The following is a 26,579-nucleotide window of genomic DNA, read 5'->3' as shown; positions in this document are numbered from 1 at the left end:
GTGCTTTTTAGTTTTTTTGTAAGGAGCATCACGTTTGGGGTATCAGCGGCTACACTGACGCCAGGTTTAATACAATCATAACTGGATTACCGCGGCTTACACCCAAACAACGATCTTATTAGCTTTCAGTTCTCCGAAGAGGTGATGGATACTTGAAACATTATAATTTTACAGGATCTCTTGTCGCTGGCGTAAGGACAGGATATAACTTTCTGCGTTACCTTGTCGTTGTTTTAGCGATAGGTTATTCGCTAGCGTCAATTTTCCGTGTGCCTTTCCGCTGGTGGGTTTTGGTTGCTTGCGTATGCGGTACCTTTTTTAGTCAGTGGTGGTTCGGCACGCGAAAAGCGAAGCACAAACATTCCACGTGAACAATTGGAGCAAAGCGCTCGATAAAGATACATAATGGGTAATAACAAAGCTGTCAAGCGATTTTCGACTTTGACAGTAAATTCCATAAAACATGCGTCCGAAAACTGGACGCGAGATGATCCTGATTAGACTTGAATCGCTTGTGAATTCTTGTATGGATATCGTTCGGCGACCAACTGTTTAACCCTTGTACTGTTAATGCCAAGAGAATCAAGGTAATCGCGATAGTTAGCACGGCGCCACGGATGCGTAATTGCCGGGATTTTCTTGGTTCGTTTAGGAGTTGGTGCCGCGGCTGGCGTAAGATCGAATTTAGCTGACATGAACTGTTCTTTTGGCACACAGAAAAGGTCGTACACCTGGTCGTCATCAGTGGTCATATAAAGTCTGCCAGTGAAGCTTTTGATGACTAAGACCTTTGTATGCGGCGGTAAGTAAACCAATTCGCCATTTCGATGTGGCAGATAGCGCTTGTTGTCAAAGCGAACACAGTGTCCGTGGCCGATGCTGCGTTCATTGGCAATGATCAAAATATTGTCAATTTCCTTGGGTGTTAGTTGCTTATCAAACACCGACATGCTACTTTTGATGGTAGATGCGAAGCGGTCATTGTAACGCTTGATAAAGCCGACCAAAAACCGATTGGCATCTGCGATTGTGGTGATGTTATGCAACCGCAGTTCACTTGTGAGCCGATCTTGAAAAGTCTCCAGAAGACGTTCTATGCGGCCTTTGGCTTGCGGAATACTGGTGACCGAAAGTTCTGTTCCAAGTGTCTGGCAGGCATAACCGAAACGTGTGAGAGGGTTCTCGGTCGAAGGTGAGCCCTCTTTTTTGTTGCTATTAAACACGGTGCGCCGATCCGTTAGGAATTCTGCTGGAGCGCCATAATCGCGAAGGACTTGGGCAAACACGTGATAATAGCCGCTGAGTGTTTCCTGTTTGGCAAAGTAGCCGCCGACAACGTTCCCGGACTGATCATCAATGGCTGCGTGTAAGGTGGTTTTTTGAGTACCAAACCAATACTCCCATGAAGCATCCATTTGTACCTGTTCACCAGAATAATGTTTCCGAGGACGTTCTGGATGGGCTTTGATGTTTTCAACGACTTCGATGGCTGACAAGGTGGCTTCATCACGTTTGGATAGGAGCTTGGCCTTCTTTTCTTTTTCTTTTAACTCACGCTTGACCCGACGCTTGGTGGCTTTATGGGCTTTGGGTGACAGAATGTGGTGGTGTCTGAATAAGAGCCGAAGTGAGGATTCGGAGATAGCGATTTGTTCGGCAGTGGTTAAGAACTCGTGGAAATGAGCGATGTTGAAACCGGCATACTTGTTGGTGTACAGATGAATGATCCGACGTTCGAGTTGCGCGTTGCGTTTGTTGGCAGGCTCACGGCCGGCATTACCATGGATAAAGCCGTCTTTGCCTTGTTGCTTGTAAAGCTTGATCAGTCGGTAGATGGTTCGTTCGGAGCGCTTGAGCTTAACGGCTGCGCGTTGCACGGAGGTCTTACCATTGACCACTGCTTTGATGACTCGGTAACGTTCTTCTTCTTTCATTGTTAAGACAACCTTCTTCATGTGATTCCTCCTAGATGTATCTTCTAAGAGGTTACAGTTTTTGTGACACTTTGGCTAACTGCTTACTTAAGACAATATCGCTTGCGGTCGACAAAAGATACATAATGGGTAATAACAAAGCTTGACTTTTCCTGGTGCGCCGCATACAATTCACTTCATCAAGTCATAGTAGCGGCTCACAGAGATCAGAACACTAGCTGAAAGTTCTGAATGGTTCGCGAATCCAAGCTTGAGGTTGATGCTCAAATTAATTAAATCATGAAAAAGCGCAAAGCACTGCTTTGAACGAGAATGGTACCGCCTTAACGGGTGTCTCGATCAAAACGGTGCTTTTTTGAATGCTGAGAAAGTTGTAGCGTGCGGAGGTAACGATGGTAAAACGGGCAATGCATTGTAAACGAATCGTGGTCAAAATCGGAACAAGTAGTTTGATTCATCGAAATGGCAAAGTGAATTTACAGACGATTGATCGGCTGGCGTATGCCTTAACTGCGTTGAATAATCAAGGCTATGAATTGGTTTTGGTCACTTCTGGGGCGATTGGCGTCGGAATGGCGAAGCTTGGGGTGAGTATGCGACCTGCCGCGATCGCCCATCAACAGGCGCTTGCGGCAATCGGCCAGTCAGAGCTGATGACCTTGTACACGCAACGGTTTAGCGATTACGGCGCCAAAATCGGACAGTTGTTGCTCACGCATGATGTGTTTGATTATCCGCAAACGCGCCAGCATGTGCTTGATACGATTGATGCTTTGCTTGCCCAACAGGTCATTCCGATCATCAACGAGAATGATAGTGTGGCTGTGGATGAGTTGGATCATCGGACAACCTTTGGCGATAACGATCAGCTTTCGGCCTTGGTCGCAAAGCAGATTGATGCGGATTTGCTGATGGTACTTTCCGACATTGACGGGCTTTATGATCAGGATCCTAACCGGCATCCGGGTGCGACGCTGATTCCGGAAATAACCCACTTGTCTGCCAAGGTTTTAGCTGGCGCCGGTGGCAGTTCAACGCGTTTTGGAACCGGCGGAATGGTGACCAAACTAAAAGCCGCGCAAACGATGATGCGTGCCGGCAAACAGATGGTGCTGGCAAGCGGCCGTGATCCGCGGATCATCCTGCGCATCGTCGCTGGTGAGCCAGTCGGAACTTGGTTTGGCAACGTTTTGGAGCAGGTATCACCTGATAACCAAGCTTCAAATAGTTGAATTTAAAACCACACGTATAAGATGACACGAGGAAAAAGGCAGCCATTTTGTCAGCCGCTGCGGCTCGCAATCGGTAAAGGAGACGACTTAAATGGATACAACGACGATCGATCTTGAACAAATGGGGAAAGCGGCTAAGGCGGCCGCGGCAATTCTTGGCCAATTAACCACGGCGCAGAAAAATGCCGGCTTACTGGCCATGGCTGATGCGCTGGAGATGCACACGGGAACCATTTTGGCAGCTAATCAGGAGGATCTGAAAGCTGCCAGCATGATGCCGAGCAAATTCAAGGACCGGCTGGTGTTGACGGAAGCACGGATTGCTGACATGGCGGCGGGCGTGCGGCAGGTGGCGGTCCTAGACGACCCCACTGCCCAAACCGATCGCGCATGGGTGAATTATGCTGGGCTGACGATTGCTCAAAAACGGGTTCCTTTAGGCGTTGTCGGGATGATTTATGAAGCGCGGCCGAACGTGACGGTGGATGCTGCGGCGTTGACATTTAAAAGTGGTAATGCCGTCATTCTACGCGGCGGCAAGGAAGCCTTGCATAGCAATATGGCATTGGCAACGGTTTTGCAAGATGTATTGGCGACGCATGGCTTGCCGAGCGATGCGGTTCAGCTGGTGACAGATACGCGGCATGAAGTGGCCAATCAATTAATGCATCTCAACGATTACCTCGACGTGTTGATTCCGCGAGGCGGGCGTGGCCTGATTAAAGCAGTTGTGGAGCAGGCAACGGTCCCGGTGATTGAGACGGGTGCTGGCAATTGCCACATTTATGTTGATGCCCAGGCGCAGCTGGACATGGCGGTGGCGATTGTGGTCAACGCCAAGGTTCAGCGGCCATCTGTTTGCAATGCTGCCGAGAAGCTCTTGATTCATGCAGATGTGGCTGACGAGCAGCTGCCGGTGATTGCCAAAGCGTTGCAGGAACACGGCGTTGAGCTGCGCGGCGATCAGCGAGCGCGCGCCATCGTGCCGAGCATGCACGCGGCGACAGACGAAGATTGGGACACGGAGTATAACGACCTCATCATGGCAGTCAAAGTCGTGGATTCCGAAGAAGCGGCCATCGCGCATATCAACGCGCACAACACGAAGCACAGCGAAGCCATCATCACGGATAATTATCAAAACAGTCAGCGATTTCTCCAACAGGTTGATGCTGCGGTGGTGTATGTGAATGCTTCGACGCGGTTCACGGATGGCTTTGAGTTCGGTTTCGGCGCCGAGATCGGCATCAGCACTCAAAAGCTGCACGCCCGCGGACCGATGGGCTTAGCCGCGTTGACGACGATTAAGTACCAGGTGCTGGGCAATGGCCAGGTACGTGAAGATTAGTATATTGTTTTACCATTAAAAATGTTGTCATCAAGTGGCGTTTTTACAAGCAAATGAGCTTCCAACACGCGGAAGCTCATTTGCTTTTTATGCTTCAGCATCAGTTGGCTGTTTTGACGTGCAACCAGCGCTTAACGGTCGTGCGATGGCTAAGCAAGGTTGGGATGACTAACACCAGTGCCAGCAAGCCACAGGAAGGAAAGCCCCATAAGCCGCCGGCAACATCCATCAAGCCACCGACATACAAACTGCCAATTGGCGTCGAGCCTTGGTTGAGCAATACGTAGACACTCATGATGCGACCGCGCAGCTCGTTGGGAATCGAGAACTGAAATGCCGCATTGGATTGATTCAGAAAAACCATATTGCAAAAGCCGATGACGATCATAAAAATCATGGCTAACCAGTAAACATGGACAAAAATCATTAACGTTTGAATCAAGGCAGTTCCCAGTGCGACTAGGAGATATAAATCGCGCCGCAGACCGAATCGCGCGAGGTAACTCATGAGAAATGCCGCGATGAGCGAACCGATGCCGGTGGCCGACAACAGGTTGGCATAGCCTTGGGCACCGCGGCCCAGAACTTCCTGGGCATAAATGGGGATGATGACATTATTGTTGAAATTTAACGTGCAGATAATCAGCATGAGTTCGGCACTCAGTTTGACATTGTCATGATGCACAATATAAACGAGGCCCTCTTTGACATCGGCAATGATGTGGCGCGGCGTATGCCGGGCAACCGGATGCTCCTGGTGAATCATGAACAAGCCAATAATAATCGCAATATAACTCAAGGTGTCGATCAGAAAACACGGCGCCACGCCGATGGTCACCATGAGGATCCCGGCCAAAGACGGACCGGCAATTTTGGCCAGATTGAAAATGGACGAATTCAGCGAGATGCCATTCATAAGATCTTTTCTGCCGACAAGTTCGATCACATAAGATTGCCTGGTGGGCGTGTCAAAACTTTGAAGAATCCCATAGCCTAACGCGATCGCAAGGATCTGCCAGTATTGAATGATTTTCAAAAAAGTCAGCGTTGTCATGATGGCGCCCAGCACCAAAAAGCCAAACTGTGTCAGCAAAAGAATCTGACGTTTGGGATAGCGGTCAATCAGCGTACCGGCAACTAAAGTGAGTGCCATAATCGGAACAAATTGGGCCGCAGCCAGTAAGCCAACCAGAAAAGCGGACTTGGTCATCTGGTAAGCCAGCCAAGTTTGGGTGGTCCGTTGAATCCAAGTCCCCATGACCGAAATACACTGACCGATCCAAAATCGGCGGAAGTTGGTTGAACGTAGTGAAGAAAAAGTTGCTCCAAAAACGTGCCTGTCCACAAAAATCATCGCCTTGCCAAGAGTTTACTGCACATCATCGTTGGCTTTTTTAGTGCGAATGTCAATATTGAAAATGGCAGATTAGGTGATCTATCTTTTGCTTGGCATTCTTAAAAAAAGGTTTGTTGTCAAGATGAATCTGGGACAAAAAGGGCCTAATTGACGTCAAAAGAACGTCACAATCACCTGCTACTGCGGCTATTTGTGACGAAAACATGAATATTTATATATAAATTAATAACTATATTGACAATAAGATATTTGTGTTGATAATCTTAACTAAATTCATTAACGCGTGCGCTGGCGCAGGAGCCAGCACACGCTCACAAGGAGGCAATTAAGATGAAACACGCAAAAGCAGGAATGACCGTTTTGTGCCAAGCCAATGGCAATATGGAACATGCTTTCATCGGCCAAATCGAAAAATGTTACGAAAACTCGGCGCTCGTGAAGATTCTGGATTATGACAGACGCGATCGCTTCAACGTGCAGGATTTGATTGGCCGGACCGTCATTGCGTTCAATAAAATGAAGCAGAGTAAAAGTGATCGTCTGGAAACAACATATGATAAGCCGTTTCAAAGAGATGTCGGGTAGCAGTCGACGTTTAAAAGAGGAAAAATTGAAATCGCTAAACCATTGGTGTTACTGGTGTCTCGTGAGCTGCGGACAACTGTAACATCTTTTTTTGCCGAAGTGGTTGAAACGGAACCGATTAGGGTGTATAAATGCATTTTGTGATACAAATACGCGTACCGAATCATGGTACAATTAGAAAAGGTGGTTAGGGGAATCATGTTATTTGCAGCGCATCTTCGTGATTATGCAGTTGTAGGTCAATACACGGACAAGTGGGGTCATCGGCACGATTCTTCGCGGATCTGTCATCAGATGACCAAGAAGGAAGCACGTGAAGCCATGCAACGCTACTTGTTGCAACATTACAGTGATTCGGTTGATCTGAACGCACCGATTAAGGTCAAGGTGCAGGCAACTAAGTGAATCTCCCCACCTTAACTTGGTTTATTTAAGTTTTTGTCCCAGTGCGATGTTTCGCAGCCAGTTGATGGTTTCAAAACACCGCGTTCAAGAGGAGGTTTTTGTGTGTCACAAGATATCGTTGTAGGCGACAAAGTTTCAGTGCGCAAGACCAAGGATGTGCCATTGAGTTTCAAAGGAACCGTTGAAAAGCTATACGCCAATGCAGCGATGCTGACCATTGACAGTTTTTCGCCTGATGATGCTTCGTTAGTTGAAGATATGAAGAACAAAACGGTTGTGAACTATAAGCATATTAAAAAAGGCGGTAAGGCGGTAATTCCGCCAGCGCCTGAAGAAAAACGGCCGGGTGCACGGCACTAATGATTAGAGGCTCTCTGTGTGTGATATACAGAGGGTCTTTTTTTGAATTCAAAATTGAATGAATTACATTTACATAGATTTAATCCGTTCATTGGTCTATACCGTTATGGCCTAATGCTTTCCTTGCTTAAGTGTCTGTATAATCACAGCAACGTATAGTCTGAATTTGTCATCGGTTTTTCGATAATCAAGGCCTGTGCGAGTGGTGATCTCTTTCAATCGATAGCGAACGGTATTTGGATGAGTATATAGTTGCCGGCTGGTCTCTTTAATGGATTCATTGTTTTGAAAATAAGCTGCTAAAGTGTCGAACATTTCGGAACTTTTAAAAATACCTTGGATTTCTTGTGATAATAATTCGGACTTTTTCGATTGGAGACTACTGTTGATGAGTGACCATAATGCAATGGTGTTAAAAGAAGTGACTTGATTTTGCTGGTTAAAAATTTTAGCAATTTTGATACTGAAGACTGCTTCTTGATAGGATTCATGTAATTGCTTAGCGGGGTGCAAATTTGAAAGGCCAATGTATAAAGCTTTGTGCGGAATACGAATCTGAGATGTTACCTGGGAGTAACGAGCTTTAGTATCCTCATAGCTAATCCCTTCACTGGTAAATAAGACAACATTTGCGCCAGTGGAAGTTGGTAGGATGAAGTGGCTAAGTAACAATCCATTGTGGATGAAGACATCAAAGACGGATTGCAACTGTGTGGTTAGCGCGAACAAATCGCGAAGACGCTTATCAGGGCTTGATTGCGTCATGAGAACAAACTGCATGACGCATACTTGTTGTTTATAGAGATCAATATTTTTCAAACTTGAAATATAATCAAAGTCGCTGTCGTGCGGATGATCCGTTTTCAGAAGATGGTTGAGATCTAATTCCGCTAGACGAACACTTTGCCGGTCTTTAAAGAGCATTGTGTTCACATCGTTCATTAATTCTAAGTAGGTTACATTTGTGGCTAGTTGAAAGACAGGTAAATCAATTTTTTCGGAAAAATGGATTAAGAACTCCTGATTAGCAGTGAATGGAACAACATGTTTGATTATTAGACAACATGCTTGGTTTATCTTGAGCTGAGACAAAAGCTCTTTTAACTTATTTTGGTCATTTGGTAACGTGTGTGATCCTACGAGTACGATTTCGCCACCTCTTAGCCATTGTTCAACCGCAATGTTGTCCATAATTGTGATAGCGCTAACCAGTCTGCTTGCAGGATTTGTTCGATTAATTGGAGTTATTTGCTGATGCTGGCTATTTAAAACCGATTTGAGATCAATCATATTAATTTGGCTCCTTTGTAGGGATGGACATAAAATCGAGAAGACTTTTGTAGCATACCACAAAATGAAGCGCTTACAAATATGATAAGCTTTTTCTGTCAAAGAACATGAGGAGGTTTTAAAGGTGGAAGAACGTTTAAGTTCAGTTAATCGTGAACAACGACGAGCATTATTTGTAGGAGGGAGTGGCCTTTTTTCTCAGTCTGCTAGCACGATGCTCTTGTCATTTGTTTTGGCAAGCATGATGACAAGCTTTCACATTAGTGGAACAGCGGGCGGTTTTATTTCAACAATCACTAATCTTGGTATGCTGGTTGGTGGCTTGGTTTTTGGACCGATGGCGGACCGGAACGGACGGGTGAAGATTTACGCCGTAACAACGATCATTTACGCAGCTGCTACGGGAATGATGGCATTCGCTAATAGCATTGCTGTAGTTTATTTCTTCCGCTTCCTAGTTGGCGTCGGTGGTGGCGGTGTTTATGGTGTTATTATGTCAATGGTCGCGGATGTTTTTAATAGCGAACAAAGAGGTCGCGTTACATCGTACGTGACGATTCTGGGCCAAGTTGGTAGTATCGTTGCCGCTTTGGCCGCGGCGATCATTATTCCGATTTCGGGGTGGCGTGGGTTATTCATTTTTGGCGCTTTACCTATTTTCTTGGGTGTCTATGTTTACTTTAAGATGCCGGAGTCAGCAGAATGGCTGAAAGTAAACAAAGAAACCTCAAAGCAGGAGGATGATAAGCCAGGTTTGCTAGATTTGTTTAGAAACGGTAATGCTAGCAACACTATTAAGTTAACAATTATGGCAACCGTTCAGATAGCTGGCTATTTTGGTTTGATGAACTGGTTACCCTCAATTTTACAAAAGAAATCCGGCTTGTCAGTTTCCAGTTCATCAATTTGGATGATTGCAACGATTGTTGGGATGTCATTAGGCATGTTAGTCTTCGGACAGATTATGGACAGAATTGGTAGTAAAGTTGCTTACTCTATTTTTTTACTTGCATCTGCAGTTTCGGTTTTTCTGTACAGCTTTGCAGATACACAGGCTGCGTTACTAATTGGTGGAACGGTGGTTGGCTTCTTTGCTAACGGGATGAATGCCGGATATGGTGCTATTGTGGGTAATCTTTACGAGACAAAAATCCGTGCAACCGCCAATAATCTGATTTTTAATATTGGACGGGCAATTGGAGGATTCTCATCAGTGGTGATTGGCTTCTTGCTTGATCATTCAAGTTTAGTTGTGACCATGGGCTTTTTATCAGTTCTCTATATTGTCTCTCTGTTAACAGTTCTCACATTAAAAGGTAAAGAAGGTCGAGCCGCATGAGCAGTGAACATTTAACACACCTTCAAAAAGGTGACTTAGGAGAGGTAACCTTGATAGTTGGCGATCCTGGTAGAGTTGATTTGATCTCTAAAGATTGGGAGTCGAAACGTAAAATAGAAGATAGCCGCGAATTTGTTTTGGTTGCAGGGAAATTTAAAAGTCATCAAGTCTCCATCTGTTCGACGGGAATGGGTGTTGGATCGACAGAAATATGTATTATTGAGCTTATCGAAAATGGTGCCAAACAAATTATTCGCTGTGGCGGCTGTGGCTCATGGCGTGATGATATTCATCCTGGAGACATCATTATTAATCGTGCAATGGCGCGTACAGCTGGGCTGATGGGGGACTATGTGCCTGATAATTATCCTGCTGTTGCTGATCCTCTGCTTGTCAATAAGATTTATCAAGGCGCTCTAAAAAGTGGGTTTAGGGTTTATACCGGGATTGGTTTAACCACCGAGACTTATTTTTTTGGTCAGTATCGACAGCCCAATATCGCAGGAAGTCAACTTAAGGCAGATAAAACCAAAATGCAGTTCTGGCAGGAACGAAACATTATTAACGCAGAGATGGAATCCGCAGTTCTGTTTTTATTAGGGTCTCTTTACAATATTCCTGTGGCTAACTGTCTTGTTGTTCATTTGAGTCGTGCAACATATCAGTGGGAGGAGCCCGAAGATTATAACCGAATTCATCAGAAGTCTGCAGAATCTGTTTTAAATTCTGTCTTAATATGATTCTTTAGAGAGGGGCATTGTAATGCACGAAACCGGATCATATCAGAAGAAAATATTGGTTTCATCTATGCTAGGGCTGGGTCTTGAAGGTATGGATGTTCTATTGTTATCCTTTGCACTTAGTTCGATCATCAATGAATTCCATATTTCTTCTGCAGCAGGAGGAGTTTTACCTTCAGTCACAAATATTGGCATGATGGTAGGCGGTGTGATTTTTGGGTATTGGGCAGATAAGAAAGGCAGAATTAAAGTCTTTACCTATACGATCTTTGTCTTTGCGATCGCGACCTTATTGATGGCTTTTGCCCGAAATATTTTTGAAATCTATATATTAAGGTTTTTAGTTGGATTAGGCGCGGGTGGAGAATATGGAATAGGTATGGCATTAGTTGCAGAAGCCTTTCCAAAAGATCGTCGAGGTCAAATGTCATCTTGGATTACCGTTGGCGGACAAATGGGAACTCTGATTGCTGCGTTAATAGCAGCAATTGTTATTCCGCTAGCAGGATGGCGTGCTGCTTTTATATTTGGCGTTATTCCTGTATTTTTAGCTTATTTTGTTCGTCGCCATCTTCCGGAAACTAAGGTCTGGCAACATGCACATGCGGAGGATCTAGAGAAAACAACGAGTCCACGAATAAGCTTGCTTTTTAACCGGCCTAAAGTTGCGTTAATTACGCTGGGATTGACGATTATGTCAGCCATTCAAGTCGCGGGATATTACGGTTTAATGAATTGGCTACCTTCATTGCTTGAAAAGAAGCAGGGCTTGTCAGTTTCCGGGTCGTCTTTATGGATGATTTCAACCATTATTGGGATGTCACTCGGCATGCTGTCTTTCGGCAAATTGTACGATAAATTTGGATCCAAGTTGACTTATTCAGCTTTCTTGATTATGTCTGGTTTGTCAGTGACCTTATATATATTTGTACACAGTTCTTTTCTAATGCTAATTATCGGAGCAGTTGTTGGATTTTTTGCCAACGGTATGAATGCCGGCTATGGGGCGCTTATCAGTAGCTTTTATCCAACGGAAATAAGAAGTTTTGCCAATAATGCCATTTTTAACACTGGCAGGGCGATTGGCGGGCTTTCGCCAATTCTTATTGGATACATGATCGATCGAAGCGGATTTTCAGCAGCATTATTATTGCTAGGATCCTTGTATTTTGTTTCGCTCATTGTTGTTAATCTCATCCCTAATCCGCTAAAAAAAATTAAACCTGAAAGTCGGGAGCGTGTTGCTGAGTGAGAAAATTTGAACGAATTATTACAATTGTATTGGATTCAGTTGGGATTGGTTCAGCACCGGATGCCACAGCATTTGGTGATCAAGGAGCAGATACACTGGGACATCTTTGCTCGTATTGGGAAGGTGAATTAGCGCTGCCTCAATTAACGGAATTGGGGCTTGGCCGTATTTGTCGTGATGAACCACTAAAAGGCGTTAAAGCGCGAAGTAAATTATCAAGTGCAGTTGGAAAGATGCGTGAAATTTCGGCTGGAAAGGATAGCATGGATGGACACTGGGAAATGATGGGAGTTCCTGTTAAAGAGCCTCTGGATACTTTTCCCAATGGATTTCCATATGAATTAGTCGATAAAATTGAAAAGTTCTCAAATCGTAAGGTGCTCTTGAACCAACCCTATTCCGGAACTCAGGCTATTAAAGATTACGGTGAGAAACAGATTGCTGAAGGTGGTTTGATCGTATATACGTCAGGGGATTCGGTGATCCAAGTGGCGGCTCACGAAGCTGTTGTGCCGGTCGACGAACTATATCGAATTTGCCGCTTTATACGATTTACGCTTGATGATAGTAGTTGGAACGTTGGCAGAGTCATTGCACGTCCATTTGTTGGCCAGAATCCTGATGATTTTGAGCGGACAGCCAATCGACACGACTTTTCAATGGTACCTAAACAAGCGACAGTGTTAGATCTATTAAATGCAAATGGAGTTTCCGTCTGCGGCATCGGGAAGATTAACGATATTTTTTCCGGCAGAGGCATTGATTCTCAAGTTCATACAACAAGTAATCTGGATGGACTAAATCAAATCCTGGCTGCTCTTGACAATCAAAAATATAAGTTTGTTTTTGCTAATCTGGTTGATTTTGATTCTAATTATGGACATCGTCGTGATGCAAAGGGGTACGGTATAGAACTAGAACAAGTCGATCAAAAATTACGTGACGTGGTCTCCAATATATCAGAAACGGATTTACTGATTGTGACAGCAGACCATGGCAACGATCCGACATTTAGAGGCAATGATCATACACGTGAGTACGTGCCTTTGCTTGTGTATTCCACGAATTTATCTAACGCTGATCTTGGAATCAGAGAGACCTTCAGTGATCTTGGTGCGACGATTCTTGACAATTTTGGAATAGAAGATAACTTGATAAATGCTACTAGCTTCCTTAATCAGTTGAGATGAATCTTGCTTGATCTTTTGGGATGCAAGCCAATCGGCCCGCGTCGTCATTAAAATAGCGGATCAAAAATAAGTTATTTGTTGATGAGCTTAATAGTGGAACAATGATCAGTCAACTTGGTACACTTAAAGTAAGTAAAAAAGAAGGGACTGATCATATGGCGGATTTTGATGCAGCAAAAGACAAAGTTAGCGGTAAAGTAAAGGAAACTGCTGGCAAGGTGACTGGTGACGAATCAACCGAGGCTAAGGGCAAGACCGAACAAATGGTAGGCGAAGCGAAAGAAAAGCTTAGCGATGCCAAGGACAAGATTGCCGAAAAGTTCAATGACGCGGTTGATAAGGCCAAAGGGAAAAAAGAAGATTAACGGCTGAAACAAGACGGCCGATAGTTACTTAAGGAGAAGACGCAGTAGCGGGCTTCTCCTTTTTGCTTCTCATTAGGCGCCTGCACGTTGATTTTTAAGCCTTTGCACCTTCACTTACAAAAAATCAGCAAAACGCATTTACTTACTAATTATAAGTGTTACACTAATAAGTGTTCTAATAAGTAAGCAATTTGGGAGGCTTTTTGACACATGACAGTTGTTAATGGTTACGAACAGAGCGATGCAGAGAAAAAACTGAATATTTTGAATTTGCCGTCATTGGCGGATGAAGCAAAGAAGATTATTCCAACAGGCGGATTCGGGTACATTGTTGGCGGATCCGAGGATGAATGGACTTTAGCCGAGAACACCAAGGCTTTCAATCATGCACAGATTGTTCCAAAGGCGTTGTCGAATATTGACTCACCGGACTTGTCGACCAGTTTCTTGGGCATTGACTTGAAGACTCCGGTCATGATGGCGCCGACAGCGGCTCAAGGACTGGCACACAGTCAGGGTGAAAAAGATACCGCCCGCGGTGTGGCTGCAGTTGGTGGCTTGATGGCACAAAGCACCTACAGTTCAACATCAATTGCTGACACAGCAGCAGCCGGCAACGGCGCACCGCAACTGTTCCAGCTTTACATGAGCAAGGATTGGGACTTTAACAAGAGCTTGCTTGATGAAGCCAAAAAGGCCGGTGTCAAGGGGATTATCCTCACCGTTGATGCGACCGTTGATGGGTATCGCGAAGAAGATATCATTAATAACTTCCAATTCCCAATCCCAATGCCGAACCTGGAAAAGTATTCCGAAGGCGACGGCAAAGGTAAGGGTATCGGCGAAATTTATGCTTCTGCCGCACAGAAGATCGGTGAAGACGACGTACGCCGCATTGCGGAGTACACGGACTTGCCGGTGATCGTTAAGGGCATTCAGTCACCAGAAGATGCTTTGCGGGCAATTGGCGCAGGTGCAGCTGCTGTCTATGTTTCTAACCATGGCGGCCGGCAGTTGAATGGTGGCCCGGCTTCCTTTGATGTTTTGCCGGCCATCGCCAAGGCTGTCAACAAGCGCGTTCCGATCATCTTTGATTCCGGAATTCGCCGCGGCAGCCACGCTTTCAAGGCGTTAGCAGCCGGTGCTGATCTGGTCGCATTTGGTCGTCCGGTTATTTATGGCTTGGCTTTAGGCGGTGCTCAAGGGGTTCAAAGCGTGTTCGAACAAATTGATCACGAACTTGAAATCATCATGCAGCTTGCCGGAACCAAGACCATTGAGGACGTCAAGCATGCACCATTAACCCATTTTAACTACGCTGACTAGTTTCGGTGTCAGTAGAGCCTTAAGACGCAAAAAAGAATCCGCTTTGGCTTTGAGCCGAGGCGGATTCTTTTTTTGGCGTGCTTGTGAATTAAGCGAGTCAGCCATATGTTCATTCATCATAGAAACCGCGTCACTGTATGATTGGGTTTCGATAATCCATCTACAGGCCGATTTGACTCAGTGTGTACATGGCATTACGGAACTCATCGCGTCGATTAGCGCGTTTTTCGATATCACTTGGCAGTTCCGTCATATCGATTCTGACAACGGCTCGCCGCAGTAGGCTGACCATTGTCTTATCATTCATTTTGATGTAAAGGTGATCAGCGTCAAACCGTTCCACCGCGTCTTCCCAAACTCGGGCATTTTCGTGGTCGCTTTCGACGTTACGCTTGATCAGTGATTTGCCATCAACTGTGTTGAAGGTGACATCATAGGTTGTCATGTTGAATTCCCCTTTCTTTGATGCATTGACCAGTTCAGATTGGACTGGTTTACACTTTTTAATTATACATCCTAATAGGTCGGTCCATTGGGATGTAAGATGAATTGCCAAAGATAAAGCGTGTCGGCGAGGAGATAGGCGGTTAAGCCGAGCAGGAAGGGCAGGGGCATGACAGATGTCATCAAGCTGTAGACACCAAAGATCAAAAGCGAGAAGCCTAAGTAGAACCAGCGTTTGAAGCCAATATCAATCCGCTTGACCGGGTAAGCACTTAGGTAACCGATGAGACTAAAATAGTAGACAGCCAAAGTGAGGGTGATGGCAAAAGCAAACCACTGGGGATCAAGCGAATGCGCCAACCATAAGTGGATCAATGTGCTGAGACTGAGAATCGCGGCCATGAGCGGATAATGCAGATGGATCACCGCTAAACCGCCATTTTTCTGCCGGCGATTGAGGCCGTTATCATAAACAAGTTGATAAGCCACAAGCAACAGCATGACGACCAGGAAGAAAAGTGCTGCCGGCAAGGAAAGACCGGAATAGACCGTGTCCGCCACGCCAATAATTGATTCACCGAAGATTAACAAAACCAGCAACGCGTACCGTTCACTTAAATGGGCGAGATCGGTTAATGGTGCCTTGTTTGAGCGCCAAACCAGCGATGGCATCAGGCCAGCACCTACAATCCCCACAAAAAAGACAACGAACGAGAGGGTGTAAGGTTTTAGAAAAAGCGATATCAAGGCGATTGCGCTACCGGTCGCAAGTGTCAGTCCGGATATTTTGGCGAAAGTCGCATGATTTTTTCGCCAGGCCAAGCCATATTCGCTTGCTAGGCTCAAAAATAAAACTGCTGTGCTCAGTTGACACGGCCACTTGGTTGTGGCGAGGTCGCTGGTGATCGCGGTGCTCAAAACAATGACCCAGAACATGTTGAACAGGCTAAAAAGGTTGTGGCGCCATTGGGGATGGGAAAACTGATTCGTTAAGACGGTCTGGTAGGTCCAAATCACCCAAAATACCAGCAGCATCAATAAAAATTCTCCGATTATTTGCGGTGCGATCCTGCCATGCACCGGCAATGCCAGGGTTTGCGCCATGCGACCAACGGCATAGGCAAAAATCAAATCATAAAAAAGCTCGACCATCGTGACCGATCGAAGCGACTTGGCCATGAGCATCCTTCTTTCTAAAAGCTAAGGCAGTACTCGCCTTGCTTGTCTCAATATATAGTAGCCTATCATTTTCGTGACTTGGCGGCAAAGCAGTTGCTGCCAAGCCAGGCTACACTAATTCAGCTGAGATTGTTATACTAGTTTAAATAGGGAGGTCGAGATTTGGTCAAACTAGTCCTTTTACGCCATGGCGAAAGCATTGCCAATCAACAAAATACTTATACCGGCTGGTCCGATGTGGGGTTAACCGCGCATGGTAAGGCTCAAGCAGCCGAGGCCGGCAGCAAGATCGCGACAACCGGGATCCTGTTTGATCATGTCCACACCAGTGTGCTGTCGCGCGCGATCATGACTGCTTACATTGTGCAGGATAAGATCGGGCAGAATTACCTGCCGATTACCAAAAGTTGGCGACTGAATGAACGGCATTATGGGGCACTGCGCGGGATCAACAAAGACCTGACCCGCAAACTTTTTGGCCCGGATCAGGTTGCCAGCTGGCGGCGTAGTTTTTACGCGCATCCGCCGTTGCTGGCGCATCCCAGTCGTTCGCGCCGTTACCACCAGTACCCGGCCACCATTATTCCGCGGGGTGAAAGTCTTGCGGATGCGAGTGAACGCTTGCTGCCGTACTGGAGTGCCGAGTTGGCGCCGCGGCTCATGGCAGGCAAGAATCAGCTCATCGTGGCACATGGATCAACGCTACGGGCGCTGGTTAAGTACATGGAAGACATCAGCGACGCCGGTATCAACAAAGTCGAGATCGGCAATGCGCAGCCGATTGTCTATACACTTGATGATCACTTGAAGATTCTTAAAAAACAAACGCTTTGAAAATAATTCCGGCCAGGTCGGCTTACCCGATGTGCCGGATTTCTTTTGGCATATTCCAACTTTTTAAGGTTGAATATCACGTCATATATCTCAAAAATGTTATACTGTTGATTATAAAAAGGAGGGGGCACCTACGCAACTTACCAAACGTCAACGTAAAATTGTTCAGCTGTTGAAAGCTGACAGCCCCATGACCGGGGAAACATTAGCGGCCAAGTTAAAAATCAGTTTGGCCACGATTCGGGCCGATTTGCGTCTGCTGACAACGATTGGCATTCTGGATGCCCGGCCTAAAGTAGGTTACGCTTACCAGGGCGCCAGCATTTTACCGGCCGGTAATGAGGCGTTGTTTAAAACGGCCATTGCCAAAATCCTGCTTCCACCAACGGAAATCAAGCTCACGACCTCGATGGAAGAAGCGGTGACCAAGCTTTTTATCGCCGATGTTGGCTCCTTGTATGTGCTGGATGATGACGGCGCCTTGGTTGGCTTGATTTCGCGTAAAGATTTGCTGCGAGCCAGCTTTACCGATCGCGACACGACACTGCCCGCCAGTATCGTGATGACTCGGATGCCCAATGTTGTCACCGTGACGGCTGATACCACGATTATGGACGCCAGCAAGTTGCTGCTGAAACACAACGTTGATTCATTGCCAGTAGTCCAAAACCGTGGTGACACGCATGTCATTGGAAAAATTACCAAGAATCGCATTTTTAAATATCTGATCGAAACTCTTGCCCCATAAGCTGTTTGGCGAATACTGCCAGCAGCTTTTTTCGTGCTGTCATAACGCGTTCACCGGCGCAGAAGTCTGCGTGTAAGGACCTTGGTCGCAATGGTCAAACCCGGACCATCACGCCCAAGGCCGCTTACACTCCGACTTCTAAGCGCGCCGGCTCACGCTCAAAAAAACTTAAAACAAATAGGCCATTTTTAAGTGTAAACGCTTGCAATTTTCAGGGCTAAATAATACATTATATAGCGAACATATATAACGTCATATTTAACGAATGGGAGGATTTGTGATGAAACAAATCTATGCGTTTGCAGAAGGCAACATGGAGATGCGGGCTTTATTGGGTGGCAAGGGGGCTAATCTTGCCGAAATGACGAATCTTGGTTTACCGGTTCCTCCGGGATTCACCATGACAACAGCGGCCTGCCATGACTATCAGCAGCAACATGCTCTGTCAGATGCCTTGTTGGCCGAGCTGGATCAGCATTTGCAGGCATTGGAACAGGCTACCGGGAAGCGTTTTGATGATCCGACCGCGCCACTGCTGGTTTCGGTTCGTTCCGGCGCACCGATTTCGATGCCGGGCATGATGGACACGATTTTGAATATCGGGTTAAACGACCAAACCGTGCAGGCGCTGGCAACACTGACGGCGGATACGCGTTTCGCCTATGATAGTTATCGCCGGCTGCTGGCCATGTTCGGGAATGTCGTCTACGGTCTATCGGAAAGTGCGTTTGATGATGTTTTGACCGCGATCAAACAGGAAAAAGGGTACACGTCTGATCTGGCCTTAACCACAGATGACCTGAAGCAGATTATCCAGGCCTTCAAACAGCTGTACACAGATGCAGGCAAATCGTTCCCTCAATCGCCCAAAGCTCAGATCTTAGCGGCGATTGTTGCAGTGTTTGAATCGTGGAACAATCGGCGCGCAGTGATTTATCGGCGGGAAAATCATATTCCCGAAGACTTGGGCACGGCCGTTAATGTGCAGACCATGGTTTTCGGCAACGCTGGTGAAGATTCCGGTACCGGGGTGGCCTTTACCCGCGATCCGGCGACCGGCGAACGCGCCTTGTTTGGTGAGTATCTTTTAAATGCTCAAGGTGAGGATGTTGTCTCCGGCGTGCGGACGCCGCAACCGGTGGCGGTCTTGCATGAGCAGATGCCGGAAGTCTACGATCAGCTGGCTGCGATCGCCACGACTTTGGAGCAGCATTATCGTGACATGCAGGATCTCGAATTCACGATCGAACATGGCGAACTCTATCTATTGCAGGCGCGTAACGGAAAACGGACGCCAGCTGCTGCGGTTAAAATTGCCGTTGATTTGGTCAATGAAGGACTAATTGATCGGCAGGAAGCCTTAATGCGGATTGATCCGAAATCGCTCAGCGACATGTTGCATCCGGAGTTTGATCCGCAGGCATTGGCCGCCCATGACGTTTTGGCCACTGGGTTGCCGGCATCTCCCGGCGCAGCAACCGGCGAAGTTTACTTCACGGCTGCGGAGGCCAAAGCCGCGCACGAAGCCGGTCATCAGGTCATTTTGATGCGGCAGGACACCTCACCGGAGGATATTGAAGGGATGATCGTCAGTCAGGCAATTGTCACCGCGCGCGGCGGCATGACCTCGCACGCAGCAGTGGTTGCCCGCGGCATGGGAGCCACCGGCGTCGTGGGGATGCACGCGCTGAGTGTCGATGAACACGCTAAAACAGCCACGGTCGGTGACATTGTGCTCCATGAAGGCGATTGGGTATCGGTCGATGGCACAACCGGGCATCTTTATCGCGGGCGCATCACAACCACCGCCGCCATGGTTAAGGAAAGTCTGGCAACCTTGCTGGATTGGGCCAAAGCAGCAAGTCGGATGGGCGTTTACACCAATGCCGACACGCCTAAGGATCTGCAGCAGGCGCTCACTTTTGGTGCAGATGGCATCGGACTAACCCGAACCGAGCACATGTTTTTCCAGCCAGAGCGGTTGTTGCAAATGCGGCGGCTGATTTTGGCAAAAGATGCGGAAGGCCGTAAAGCACCGCTGGCTGCCTTAGAGAAAATGCAGGAACAGGATTTCTACGATTTATATCGTCTGGCAGCAGGTAAAAGTGTCACAATTCGCTTACTGGATCCACCATTACATGAATTTCTCCCGCATGACTTACGCGAAATTAACGAAGTGGCGAATGAACTGGGCTTAGAACAGAACCAGTTACGCGAGCGGATGGCGGCGCTGAAAGAAGTCAATCCGATGTTGGGCCATCGCGGCGATCGGTTGGCCGTTACTTTCCCCGATATCTACGCGATGCAGGTTCGCGCGATGATGCATGCGGTCTTCCGGTTAGCCGATGAAGGCGTCACGGTGGCCCCGCATATTATGATTCCGCTTACTAACTCGGAAACCGAATTGCGTTGGGTACGCCGACTGGTGGTCAATGAAATCGAACAGATGGCCTCCGCTAAAGGCATTCAGGTGACGTATGAAGTCGGAACGATGATCGAAACACCGCGCGCATGCGTCACCGCTGATGCTATCGCCAACGTCGCCGATTTCTTCAGCTTCGGCACCAACGATCTCACCCAGTTGACCTTCGGCTACTCGCGTGATGATGTCGGCTCATTCCTGCCAGCTTACCTTGAAAAGAAAATCCTGCCAGCCGATCCGTTCCAAACGGTTGATACAGAAGGTGTTGGCACGTTGATGAAGATGGCAATCGACAAAGGCCGCGCGACAAAATCGCAGTTGCTGATCGGTGTCTGCGGTGAAGTCGGTGGCGATCCGGATTCAGTTGCCTTCTTTGACAGCATCGGCGTCAGCTACGTTTCCTGCTCACCATACCGCGTCCCCGTTGCGCGACTGGCCGCAGCCCAGGCAACGCTGCGAGCCACGAAAAAGGCAAAGGCCCGTTCGTAATCCGCAATGACCGATGTAAAAATAATCGCAGTCAAATGATCGCGATTCAGACCATATAAAAAGATGCACCCAAGTCAGCAGCAAAATTTGCTTCATGACTTGTGGTGCACCTTTTTAATTAATTTGATTTTCGACTTAATCGTCTTCGTCTTCAGCCTGAGCATTAACCTGCGACCGGCTTAGGCGCGTTAACTTGGTTATCGGAATCTTACCAAGCACAAGCGGTACGGTCTCATCTAAAGTGTCGGCATATTCCAGGCCGAACCACTGAGCCGGCGAAACGGTGACGCGCTGGAGCCACAGCCGCGCCTGAATGATGGTTTTCTGGAAGCCTTTGATCTGAGTCTGCGGTGACAATTCTTCATGCAAAAGTACAAACGTCCAGTCACCGACCTGCCGATCCGGGATGGTGGTGTATTTCTGCGGCTGGGTTGGCAGTTCGCCTTCGCGCATCATGTCATTGACAATCTGCCGCAGGAAAACGTTGACCTGTTGCTCCATCCGGAAGCCTAGGAACAGCTGGACATTGACCATGTAGTCGGTGCCGTAAGTGTCAGTCGTGTATTCGGCTGTGTAGGGTTCATCGGTAACGTTGACCGTTACAAACCAATAAACTTGGGCACGTTTCGGCCGTTTGTCCAGAATCGAGTACAGGATTTCTTTTTTAATGTAGTGGTCATTGGCAATCTGGGTCATATACACCAAATTAGTGGTATAAGTCGGATAGTTCGGATCGCTACGTAATTCGGAAAGCTGTTTTTTATAAGCGAACAGTGAAGCCATTTCTGCCCGGTACGTGTTGTCGTCGCGAATCCGACCGCCGTATTGCCAGACAAACATAATCGCTAGGATCACAAAGGCAATCATTGCGGTGACATAGCCACCATGGAGAAACTTAACGGCACTGGAAATGAAGAAGACCGTTTCGATGGCACCAAAGAAGATCAAGGTGCCCAATGCGATCACAGTCGGCGCGTGGTGTACCCGTAAGTATTGATACAGCAGCAAGGTGGTCATCAACATGGTAATCGTGATGGCCAATCCGTAGGCGCCTTCCATTTCAGCGCTGGTCTTGAAGTAGGCGATGATTGCCAGGCACGCCACCCACAAAATGGTGTTGACAACCGGGATATACAGCTGACCTTTAAGCCGGGTTGGATAAACAATGTGCAACCGCGGCAAGAAGCGCAGTTTGATGGCTTCGGAAACCAATGTGTAAGAACCGGAAATCAAGGCCTGTGACGCAATAATCGCAGCTAAGGTTGCCAAAATAATCGCACCCAGCCGGATACTTTCCGGCAGCATCTGAAAGAATGGGTTGAAATCACTGATTTTGTTAAACGCCGTCACATGCGAATTGCGGTCCAGCCACACTGCCTGGCCAAAGTAGTTCAACACTAGACAGATATTAACATAAGGCCAACTTAAGTAAATATTGCCACGCCCCACATGGCCCATGTCCGAATACAGCGCTTCGGCCCCGGTGGTCGCCAGGAAAATGCTGCCTAAAATAAACAGACCCATTTTATTATCCGGGCTAACCAGCAAACGCAGCGCGTAGTATGGATTCAAGGCGCGTAACATTGACCAGTCTTTTGACAAAGCCAAAAAGCCGGCAACGCCTAAAAAGGTGAACCACACAAACATAATGGGGCCGAATGCCTTGCCGATGAGATCGGTGCCAAAGCGCTGGATGAAGAACAAAAAGGTGATGATAAAAATCGTGACCCAAATGACTTGTTGCTGATTGTCAATCAGAATATTGCCATTGATGTGGACACCTTTGAGCCCTTCAATTGCCGTTGTCACCGTCACAGCCGGCGTTAACATGCCATCAGCCAATAAAGCAGCCCCGCCAATCATGGCTGGTAAGACTAACCAGCGAGCGCGCTGACGAACAAGCGTGTACAAGGCAAATATACCACCTTCACCGTTGTTATCAGCTCGTAACGCGATCAACACATACTTGATCGTGGTAATGATGAGCAAGGTCCAGAAGATCAACGAAACAGAACCGACCAAAAAATCGGTATCAAAATGTCCCATGCCGCCGTTTCCGGCAACGATTGACTTCATAACATAAAGCGGTGATGTTCCGATATCTCCGTAAACAACACCGAGTGTTACAAGTAAAGCCGCGGCAGAAATTTTATGCTTCAGCTTCTTATTAGCAGCCAAGCCTGACGCCATTCGTGCACCCCCTGAAAAGTAATAACGCCATTGTAGCAGAAACATGCGCCAATGTAAGGTACATATGCTTAATTCATTTTACGAAATTCCACGTGATCGCCGTCATTAAACAAGAAAAGCCGCCGATGAGCGGTTTTCGGTGGTTAAGACGGACTGAACATTAACGTTCGGCTTCGTAAAACTCGTTGAAATAAGTGTCGAGATCCAGCGGTGCCAATTTAAAGGCAATGTGATGTGCAGCAAGTCCCAGCAACAACTGATTGAAATGTTGGCCGGGAAGTTCATTAACCGGCAAAACCAATAGGCCATTCGGGTAATGTTGCCACGGCATCCGCGGCAGACGGTTGGCGTTGTCGGCTGCCACTTGGATGTATAGCGGCTGCTGTTCATGCTGATCGATCGTTTTGATGATTTTACCATCACGCATAAAGTAGATCAGGTCAGCATAACCCTGAAGATTGTTCAACAAGTGCGACACGGTGATGATCAGCTTGCCTTCCGCCCGTAAGCCACGCAGAATTCGCGACATGCGCGCAACATTGATGGTGTCCAGACCGTTCATGAACTCGTCCAGTAGCATAATCGGCGTATTTGCCGCCATGACCATGCCAAAACAAAGCCGCTGTTTCATCCCCATCGAGTAAGTCCGCACTGGCTGATTGACATAATCATGCATATCCAGTGCCGTGATGATTTGCTTGATGCTTTTTTTCCGGTTATGCCAAAGTCGCGCGTAATAGTCAAGATGGGCTTTACCTGACAAGTCGGGATACAGGTCGTCTTGAACCGGAAAAAGACACATTTGGCGATGCATTGCAAGGCTTTGCTTTTGACTGCCATAGGTTTGCCCGTCTAAGACAACTTTACCGGACTGCGGCTTGAGGTCATTGAGGATCAGGCGCAACAAGGTGGTTTTACCTGTCCCATTAGGCGCCACGATGCCCACAATCGAGCCACTGCTCATGGTGAGACTGATGTTGTCAATGACGTGCGGCTTATTTTTAAAACTCAAGGCGAGACTTTGTAATTGCAGTTCCATTGTGAGACCTCCGTTTACTTGATAATGGCGGCGCGCCGACGATGCGTGACGATGAACAGCACGACTTCAAGAATGAGAATCACGCTGCCAACAACGACCGCGGCAGCCAGCGGACTCATGCGACTGGTATCGTAGCGAAAATTCTGTAAGCCGCTAACGATTGCTGCCGGATTCATGTAACCCGGCAGATAATATGCCGTTTGCGGAACTGAAAAGGCAATGCCGTGCATGAAATAAAGTGGCTCCCCAAATAGTAAAAAGGCACTGACGACCAGTCCGACCAACTCGTTATGGAAAAGCAGCTGGCACAATAGGTTAAGGCGAATGAACAGCCACATTAATAAGAGGGTTAGGCCCAGAATCGTCGGCAGCGCAATGCCAAGTGCTAAGGGATCCAATTTAATCGACATGCCGTCTTTCGCATAATACGCAATCGTAGCTGATAATGAACCTAGGCCGTGTTGCGGGATGACAAAAGCCGCAATGATGGCGACTGCCAGCACTAAAAAGCCGGATAATGCTGTGAAAACCGTGAATGTTTTGGTATTGACAGCGTGCCAGGGACTGACCGGCAATAAGCGGGCAATGCTGCGGTGGCGTTGTTCGCTCGTCAGCAAGTCGTTGGCAAACAAAATCGTGACGATCAATAAAGCTGTCAGCCAGCCGCCTGCCGCACCGCGAAACAGCGTTTGCCAAAAAGTCTGTTGCTGAACCGTGGCCGTGTCGGGATGGGCTTGTTTGGCTAGCGGTTCCAGCGAACGGTACATGGTCGCATTGGCAAAGGCCGCATCGGCATCAGGATACTGGCGATTTTCAAAATAATAGGAAAGCGGATAGTGAAACGGGCTGGATTGGGCATCGGGATTGGCGGCATTTTGACCTAAAAATGCCAGATAATGCAGGGTTGCCTTCACATACGCCTGAGTGTGCTGTTGCTTTTGGGCGTTTAACATGCGCGTTTCGATGTTGGCAAACTCACGGGTAGCTGGTACCCACTTGGCTGTCATGAAACCATGAGGCTCATTGACGAAAGCCACATTTTTATCGCGATCGCGGGTCAGCGCATTTCTTGTCGGCAGCTCGGCAGGTGCTTTGTTGGGCGGGAAAAAGATAAATTGACACAGTAGCGCAACCAAGGCAATGCCGATGACGGCTAAGTTTTTGCGGTTAGTGAGTAGTTGGTGGAGTTGAAACCGAAAATAGCGCATTATGCCACCTCCTTCTTGACCCGATAACCGAAGAGTCCAAGATTGACAATAACCCAGACAAGTAGCAGGCCGGCACCGATCCACGTGCTGGCAAGCGGCTGATTGAGGCGGTCAATCAATGTACCGCTCACGGTGGCGTAACTATCAAGGTAAGGAAATGGCAAGAACCAAAGAAAGCGGAAGACTTGCGGCAACATCAGTGGCGAGATGGCAACTGCCGCCGCAATGAAGGTCGTCAGATAGGCATTTGTGACCCATGTGTTAAGCAGCATACAGAAACTAATGATCCAGATGCCGGCTAGTAGGGTTAGGCCGCCGAACAGAAGGAGATATTGCCATAACGGTAATAATGTTTTCCCCATGACGGCCAGTGGATAGGCAGTATCACCGATGCCGTTGAATAATGCCGGCAATGCAACGATCGCCAGCAAGCCGGCCGCCAGAATGAGCAGATAAAATCCGGTTAACGTCAGGAGCCGACTGCTGCCGGCCACGCCAGCCGTTAACGGACGTGCGGTCATCAGTGTTTGGTGGCGCCGCCGTTCGACCCAACTATCGCAGGCAAGCAAAATAGCCGCTGCGCCGGTGAGCCAACTGAGATAAGGCAAGATAGTGACTATGTAAGAACTGCTGGTTGTCACCCCGGTAACGGCAGGTTTGTCAGTATTCTTTAGTTTTGTGAGCGTCAAAACGTCGCCTTTTAGCTGATGAAGCGGCGGCAATGGCATCGTGTTGATCGCTTTAAAATGTCGCTGCCGCATCTCCAGCTGCGCATTGCGTAAGCTCAGCAAGCCGTTCCGCGTTGTATCGAGCTCGCCAAGCTTAATCCCCAAGCCAATCACGCCGGTTGCTGAATTCTGCGCGTCCAGATTCGCCAACAACGGCTTCTGCGACTTACTCAACGTGTCCAGATTATATTCGGCGTAATTAGCCACCGCCGCATTTGCTGTCGCCTGCGCCGTCTGCCCGACATCCAAGCGATGCGTCCACATCAAAGCAAAAAAGCCAATGATAAAAGCCGCAACAAACAACCCTGCCAAGGCAAGATTCTTCCGCGAATGAACCATTTGACGCCAATCAAAACCCAACTGCGTCCCCATACCCAGCCTCCATTTCGAAAATGACTTTAATTCGGTTGCCATCAGAATACCACAATTCAGGCAGAGCGCGAACAGGCCCGCTTAGAAAGCGGAGTGTACGTGGCGGAGGACAAAAAGCTCTGTGATTGTATGTCTAGTGATGGAGAATCTCAGCTAGATAATACAAGTGGAAAAATTTCCGTTTAGAATGTATACTGTGTGTA

The 26,579-nt window shown here is 47.5% G+C and carries 23 protein-coding genes; 14 read left to right on the top strand and 9 right to left on the bottom strand.

Annotated elements, in window-relative coordinates; all coding sequences use genetic code 11:
* Positions 1-497 precede the first annotated feature (497 nt).
* A complete protein-coding gene (locus LACZS1_RS11140; RefSeq protein WP_070650230.1) occupies positions 498-1,955 on the bottom strand; it encodes an ISNCY family transposase in 1,458 nt (485 codons plus the stop codon).
* A gap of 371 nt (positions 1,956-2,326) precedes the next feature.
* Here LACZS1_RS11140 and proB point away from each other — a divergent pair, with 371 nt between their 5' ends.
* Together proB and LACZS1_RS11130 are read left to right on the top strand one after the other, a co-directional pair.
* Positions 2,327-3,166 (top strand): glutamate 5-kinase, encoded by an 840-nt coding sequence (proB, locus tag LACZS1_RS11135; RefSeq protein ID WP_070650354.1) that lies wholly within the window; start codon positions 2,327-2,329, stop codon positions 3,164-3,166.
* A gap of 91 nt (positions 3,167-3,257) precedes the next feature.
* Positions 3,258-4,514, top strand: a complete 1,257-nt coding sequence (locus LACZS1_RS11130; RefSeq protein WP_070650353.1) for a glutamate-5-semialdehyde dehydrogenase — start codon at positions 3,258-3,260, stop codon at positions 4,512-4,514.
* A gap of 100 nt (positions 4,515-4,614) precedes the next feature.
* On the opposite strand, the gene LACZS1_RS11125 is transcribed toward LACZS1_RS11130, so the two are convergent.
* On the bottom strand, positions 4,615-5,859 hold the full coding sequence (locus LACZS1_RS11125; RefSeq protein WP_070650357.1) for an MFS transporter: 1,245 nt from the start codon (positions 5,857-5,859) through the stop codon (positions 4,615-4,617).
* A 342-nt stretch (positions 5,860-6,201) separates the two neighbouring features.
* Between LACZS1_RS11125 and LACZS1_RS11120 the strand changes: the two genes are divergently transcribed.
* The 3 genes from LACZS1_RS11120 to LACZS1_RS11110 all read left to right on the top strand — a co-directional run bounded on the left by LACZS1_RS11120 (position 6,202) and on the right by LACZS1_RS11110 (position 7,221).
* Positions 6,202-6,456: a hypothetical protein gene (locus LACZS1_RS11120; protein WP_070650352.1), complete on the top strand. Its 255-nt coding sequence runs from the start codon at positions 6,202-6,204 to the stop codon at positions 6,454-6,456.
* Positions 6,457-6,654: 198 nt separating this feature from the next.
* A complete protein-coding gene (locus LACZS1_RS11115; protein WP_010492293.1) occupies positions 6,655-6,861 on the top strand; it encodes a hypothetical protein in 207 nt (68 codons plus the stop codon).
* A 102-nt stretch (positions 6,862-6,963) separates the two neighbouring features.
* Positions 6,964-7,221: a hypothetical protein gene (locus tag LACZS1_RS11110; RefSeq protein WP_010492291.1), complete on the top strand. Its 258-nt coding sequence runs from the start codon at positions 6,964-6,966 to the stop codon at positions 7,219-7,221.
* A gap of 111 nt (positions 7,222-7,332) precedes the next feature.
* Here LACZS1_RS11110 and LACZS1_RS11105 read toward each other — a convergent pair whose 3' ends face one another.
* A complete protein-coding gene (locus LACZS1_RS11105; protein WP_070650351.1) occupies positions 7,333-8,511 on the bottom strand; it encodes a helix-turn-helix domain-containing protein in 1,179 nt (392 codons plus the stop codon).
* Between the two features lie 124 nt (positions 8,512-8,635).
* Here LACZS1_RS11105 and LACZS1_RS11100 point away from each other — a divergent pair, with 124 nt between their 5' ends.
* The 6 genes from LACZS1_RS11100 (at position 8,636) to LACZS1_RS11075 (ending at position 14,723) form a co-directional block, all read left to right on the top strand.
* Positions 8,636-9,850 (top strand): MFS transporter, encoded by a 1,215-nt coding sequence (locus LACZS1_RS11100; protein WP_070650350.1) that lies wholly within the window; start codon positions 8,636-8,638, stop codon positions 9,848-9,850.
* Complete coding sequence (locus LACZS1_RS11095) at positions 9,847-10,590, top strand: nucleoside phosphorylase (RefSeq protein WP_070650349.1); 744 nt, start codon at positions 9,847-9,849, stop codon at positions 10,588-10,590. Before LACZS1_RS11100 ends, LACZS1_RS11095 begins: the two co-directional genes overlap by 4 nt.
* 22 nt (positions 10,591-10,612) lie before the next feature.
* Positions 10,613-11,842 carry an MFS transporter gene (locus LACZS1_RS11090; protein ID WP_070650348.1) on the top strand — a complete coding sequence of 410 codons (1,230 nt, stop codon included), beginning with the start codon at positions 10,613-10,615 and terminating at the stop codon, positions 11,840-11,842.
* Entirely contained in the window at positions 11,839-13,032 is a 1,194-nt protein-coding gene (locus LACZS1_RS11085; protein ID WP_093997905.1) for a phosphopentomutase, read from the top strand. The genes LACZS1_RS11090 and LACZS1_RS11085 overlap by 4 nt, the downstream gene beginning before the upstream one ends.
* A gap of 155 nt (positions 13,033-13,187) precedes the next feature.
* Entirely contained in the window at positions 13,188-13,397 is a 210-nt protein-coding gene (locus LACZS1_RS11080; protein WP_070650346.1) for a CsbD family protein, read from the top strand.
* A gap of 210 nt (positions 13,398-13,607) precedes the next feature.
* Positions 13,608-14,723: a lactate oxidase gene (locus LACZS1_RS11075; RefSeq protein ID WP_047105506.1), complete on the top strand. Its 1,116-nt coding sequence runs from the start codon at positions 13,608-13,610 to the stop codon at positions 14,721-14,723.
* A gap of 160 nt (positions 14,724-14,883) precedes the next feature.
* Here the strand turns inward: LACZS1_RS11075 and LACZS1_RS11070 are convergent, their stop codons facing one another.
* Both LACZS1_RS11070 and LACZS1_RS11065 read right to left on the bottom strand, forming a co-directional pair.
* Complete coding sequence (locus LACZS1_RS11070) at positions 14,884-15,168, bottom strand: chromosome partitioning protein ParB (protein WP_047105507.1); 285 nt, start codon at positions 15,166-15,168, stop codon at positions 14,884-14,886.
* Positions 15,169-15,239: 71 nt separating this feature from the next.
* Positions 15,240-16,346: a low temperature requirement protein A gene (locus LACZS1_RS11065; RefSeq protein WP_070650345.1), complete on the bottom strand. Its 1,107-nt coding sequence runs from the start codon at positions 16,344-16,346 to the stop codon at positions 15,240-15,242.
* Between the two features lie 162 nt (positions 16,347-16,508).
* On the opposite strand from LACZS1_RS11065, the gene LACZS1_RS11060 reads away from it, so the two are divergent.
* The 3 genes from LACZS1_RS11060 (at position 16,509) to ppdK (ending at position 20,839) form a co-directional block, all read left to right on the top strand.
* Positions 16,509-17,180: a 2,3-bisphosphoglycerate-dependent phosphoglycerate mutase gene (locus LACZS1_RS11060; protein WP_025013311.1), complete on the top strand. Its 672-nt coding sequence runs from the start codon at positions 16,509-16,511 to the stop codon at positions 17,178-17,180.
* A gap of 160 nt (positions 17,181-17,340) precedes the next feature.
* Positions 17,341-17,928, top strand: a complete 588-nt coding sequence (locus LACZS1_RS11055) for a CBS domain-containing protein (protein WP_087912716.1) — start codon at positions 17,341-17,343, stop codon at positions 17,926-17,928.
* Between the two features lie 280 nt (positions 17,929-18,208).
* On the top strand, positions 18,209-20,839 hold the full coding sequence (gene ppdK / locus LACZS1_RS11050) for a pyruvate, phosphate dikinase (RefSeq protein WP_070650343.1): 2,631 nt from the start codon (positions 18,209-18,211) through the stop codon (positions 20,837-20,839).
* A gap of 135 nt (positions 20,840-20,974) precedes the next feature.
* Here the strand turns inward: ppdK and LACZS1_RS11045 are convergent, their stop codons facing one another.
* From LACZS1_RS11045 to LACZS1_RS11030, 4 genes are all read right to left on the bottom strand, one after another.
* On the bottom strand, positions 20,975-23,029 hold the full coding sequence (locus tag LACZS1_RS11045; RefSeq protein ID WP_047105515.1) for a KUP/HAK/KT family potassium transporter: 2,055 nt from the start codon (positions 23,027-23,029) through the stop codon (positions 20,975-20,977).
* Between the two features lie 160 nt (positions 23,030-23,189).
* Positions 23,190-24,068 (bottom strand): ATP-binding cassette domain-containing protein, encoded by an 879-nt coding sequence (locus LACZS1_RS11040; protein ID WP_306402856.1) that lies wholly within the window; start codon positions 24,066-24,068, stop codon positions 23,190-23,192.
* 14 nt (positions 24,069-24,082) lie between these two features.
* Positions 24,083-25,276 (bottom strand): ABC transporter permease, encoded by a 1,194-nt coding sequence (locus LACZS1_RS11035; RefSeq protein WP_070650341.1) that lies wholly within the window; start codon positions 25,274-25,276, stop codon positions 24,083-24,085.
* Positions 25,276-26,376, bottom strand: a complete 1,101-nt coding sequence (locus LACZS1_RS11030; protein ID WP_070650340.1) for an ABC transporter permease — start codon at positions 26,374-26,376, stop codon at positions 25,276-25,278. The genes LACZS1_RS11035 and LACZS1_RS11030 overlap by 1 nt, the downstream gene beginning before the upstream one ends.
* Positions 26,377-26,579 lie beyond the last annotated feature (203 nt).

The organism is Lacticaseibacillus zeae subsp. silagei (genome assembly GCF_030770335.1).
Lineage (GTDB): Bacteria > Bacillota > Bacilli > Lactobacillales > Lactobacillaceae > Lacticaseibacillus > Lacticaseibacillus zeae.
The sequence above is the reverse complement of the archived record's forward strand: the minus strand, read 5'-3'. Positions and strand labels throughout refer to the sequence as shown.

Bases quoted from the DNA above. Each gene is read 5' to 3' on its own strand.
- LACZS1_RS11140 (WP_070650230.1), bottom strand. From the start codon at position 1,955: ATGAAGAAGGTTGTCTTAACAATGAAAGAAGAAGAACGTTACCGAGTC.
- proB (WP_070650354.1), top strand. From the start codon at position 2,327: ATGGTAAAACGGGCAATGCATTGTAAACGAATCGTGGTCAAAATCGGA.
- LACZS1_RS11130 (WP_070650353.1), top strand. From the start codon at position 3,258: ATGGATACAACGACGATCGATCTTGAACAAATGGGGAAAGCGGCTAAG.
- LACZS1_RS11120 (WP_070650352.1), top strand. From the start codon at position 6,202: ATGAAACACGCAAAAGCAGGAATGACCGTTTTGTGCCAAGCCAATGGC.
- LACZS1_RS11115 (WP_010492293.1), top strand. From the start codon at position 6,655: ATGTTATTTGCAGCGCATCTTCGTGATTATGCAGTTGTAGGTCAATAC.
- LACZS1_RS11105 (WP_070650351.1), bottom strand. From the start codon at position 8,511: ATGATTGATCTCAAATCGGTTTTAAATAGCCAGCATCAGCAAATAACT.
- LACZS1_RS11095 (WP_070650349.1), top strand. From the start codon at position 9,847: ATGAGCAGTGAACATTTAACACACCTTCAAAAAGGTGACTTAGGAGAG.
- LACZS1_RS11090 (WP_070650348.1), top strand. From the start codon at position 10,613: ATGCACGAAACCGGATCATATCAGAAGAAAATATTGGTTTCATCTATG.
- LACZS1_RS11080 (WP_070650346.1), top strand. From the start codon at position 13,188: ATGGCGGATTTTGATGCAGCAAAAGACAAAGTTAGCGGTAAAGTAAAG.
- LACZS1_RS11075 (WP_047105506.1), top strand. From the start codon at position 13,608: ATGACAGTTGTTAATGGTTACGAACAGAGCGATGCAGAGAAAAAACTG.
- LACZS1_RS11070 (WP_047105507.1), bottom strand. From the start codon at position 15,168: ATGACAACCTATGATGTCACCTTCAACACAGTTGATGGCAAATCACTG.
- LACZS1_RS11065 (WP_070650345.1), bottom strand. From the start codon at position 16,346: ATGGCCAAGTCGCTTCGATCGGTCACGATGGTCGAGCTTTTTTATGAT.
- ppdK (WP_070650343.1), top strand. From the start codon at position 18,209: ATGAAACAAATCTATGCGTTTGCAGAAGGCAACATGGAGATGCGGGCT.
- LACZS1_RS11045 (WP_047105515.1), bottom strand. From the start codon at position 23,029: ATGGCGTCAGGCTTGGCTGCTAATAAGAAGCTGAAGCATAAAATTTCT.
- LACZS1_RS11040 (WP_306402856.1), bottom strand. From the start codon at position 24,068: ATGGAACTGCAATTACAAAGTCTCGCCTTGAGTTTTAAAAATAAGCCG.
- LACZS1_RS11035 (WP_070650341.1), bottom strand. From the start codon at position 25,276: ATGCGCTATTTTCGGTTTCAACTCCACCAACTACTCACTAACCGCAAA.
- LACZS1_RS11030 (WP_070650340.1), bottom strand. From the start codon at position 26,376: ATGGGGACGCAGTTGGGTTTTGATTGGCGTCAAATGGTTCATTCGCGG.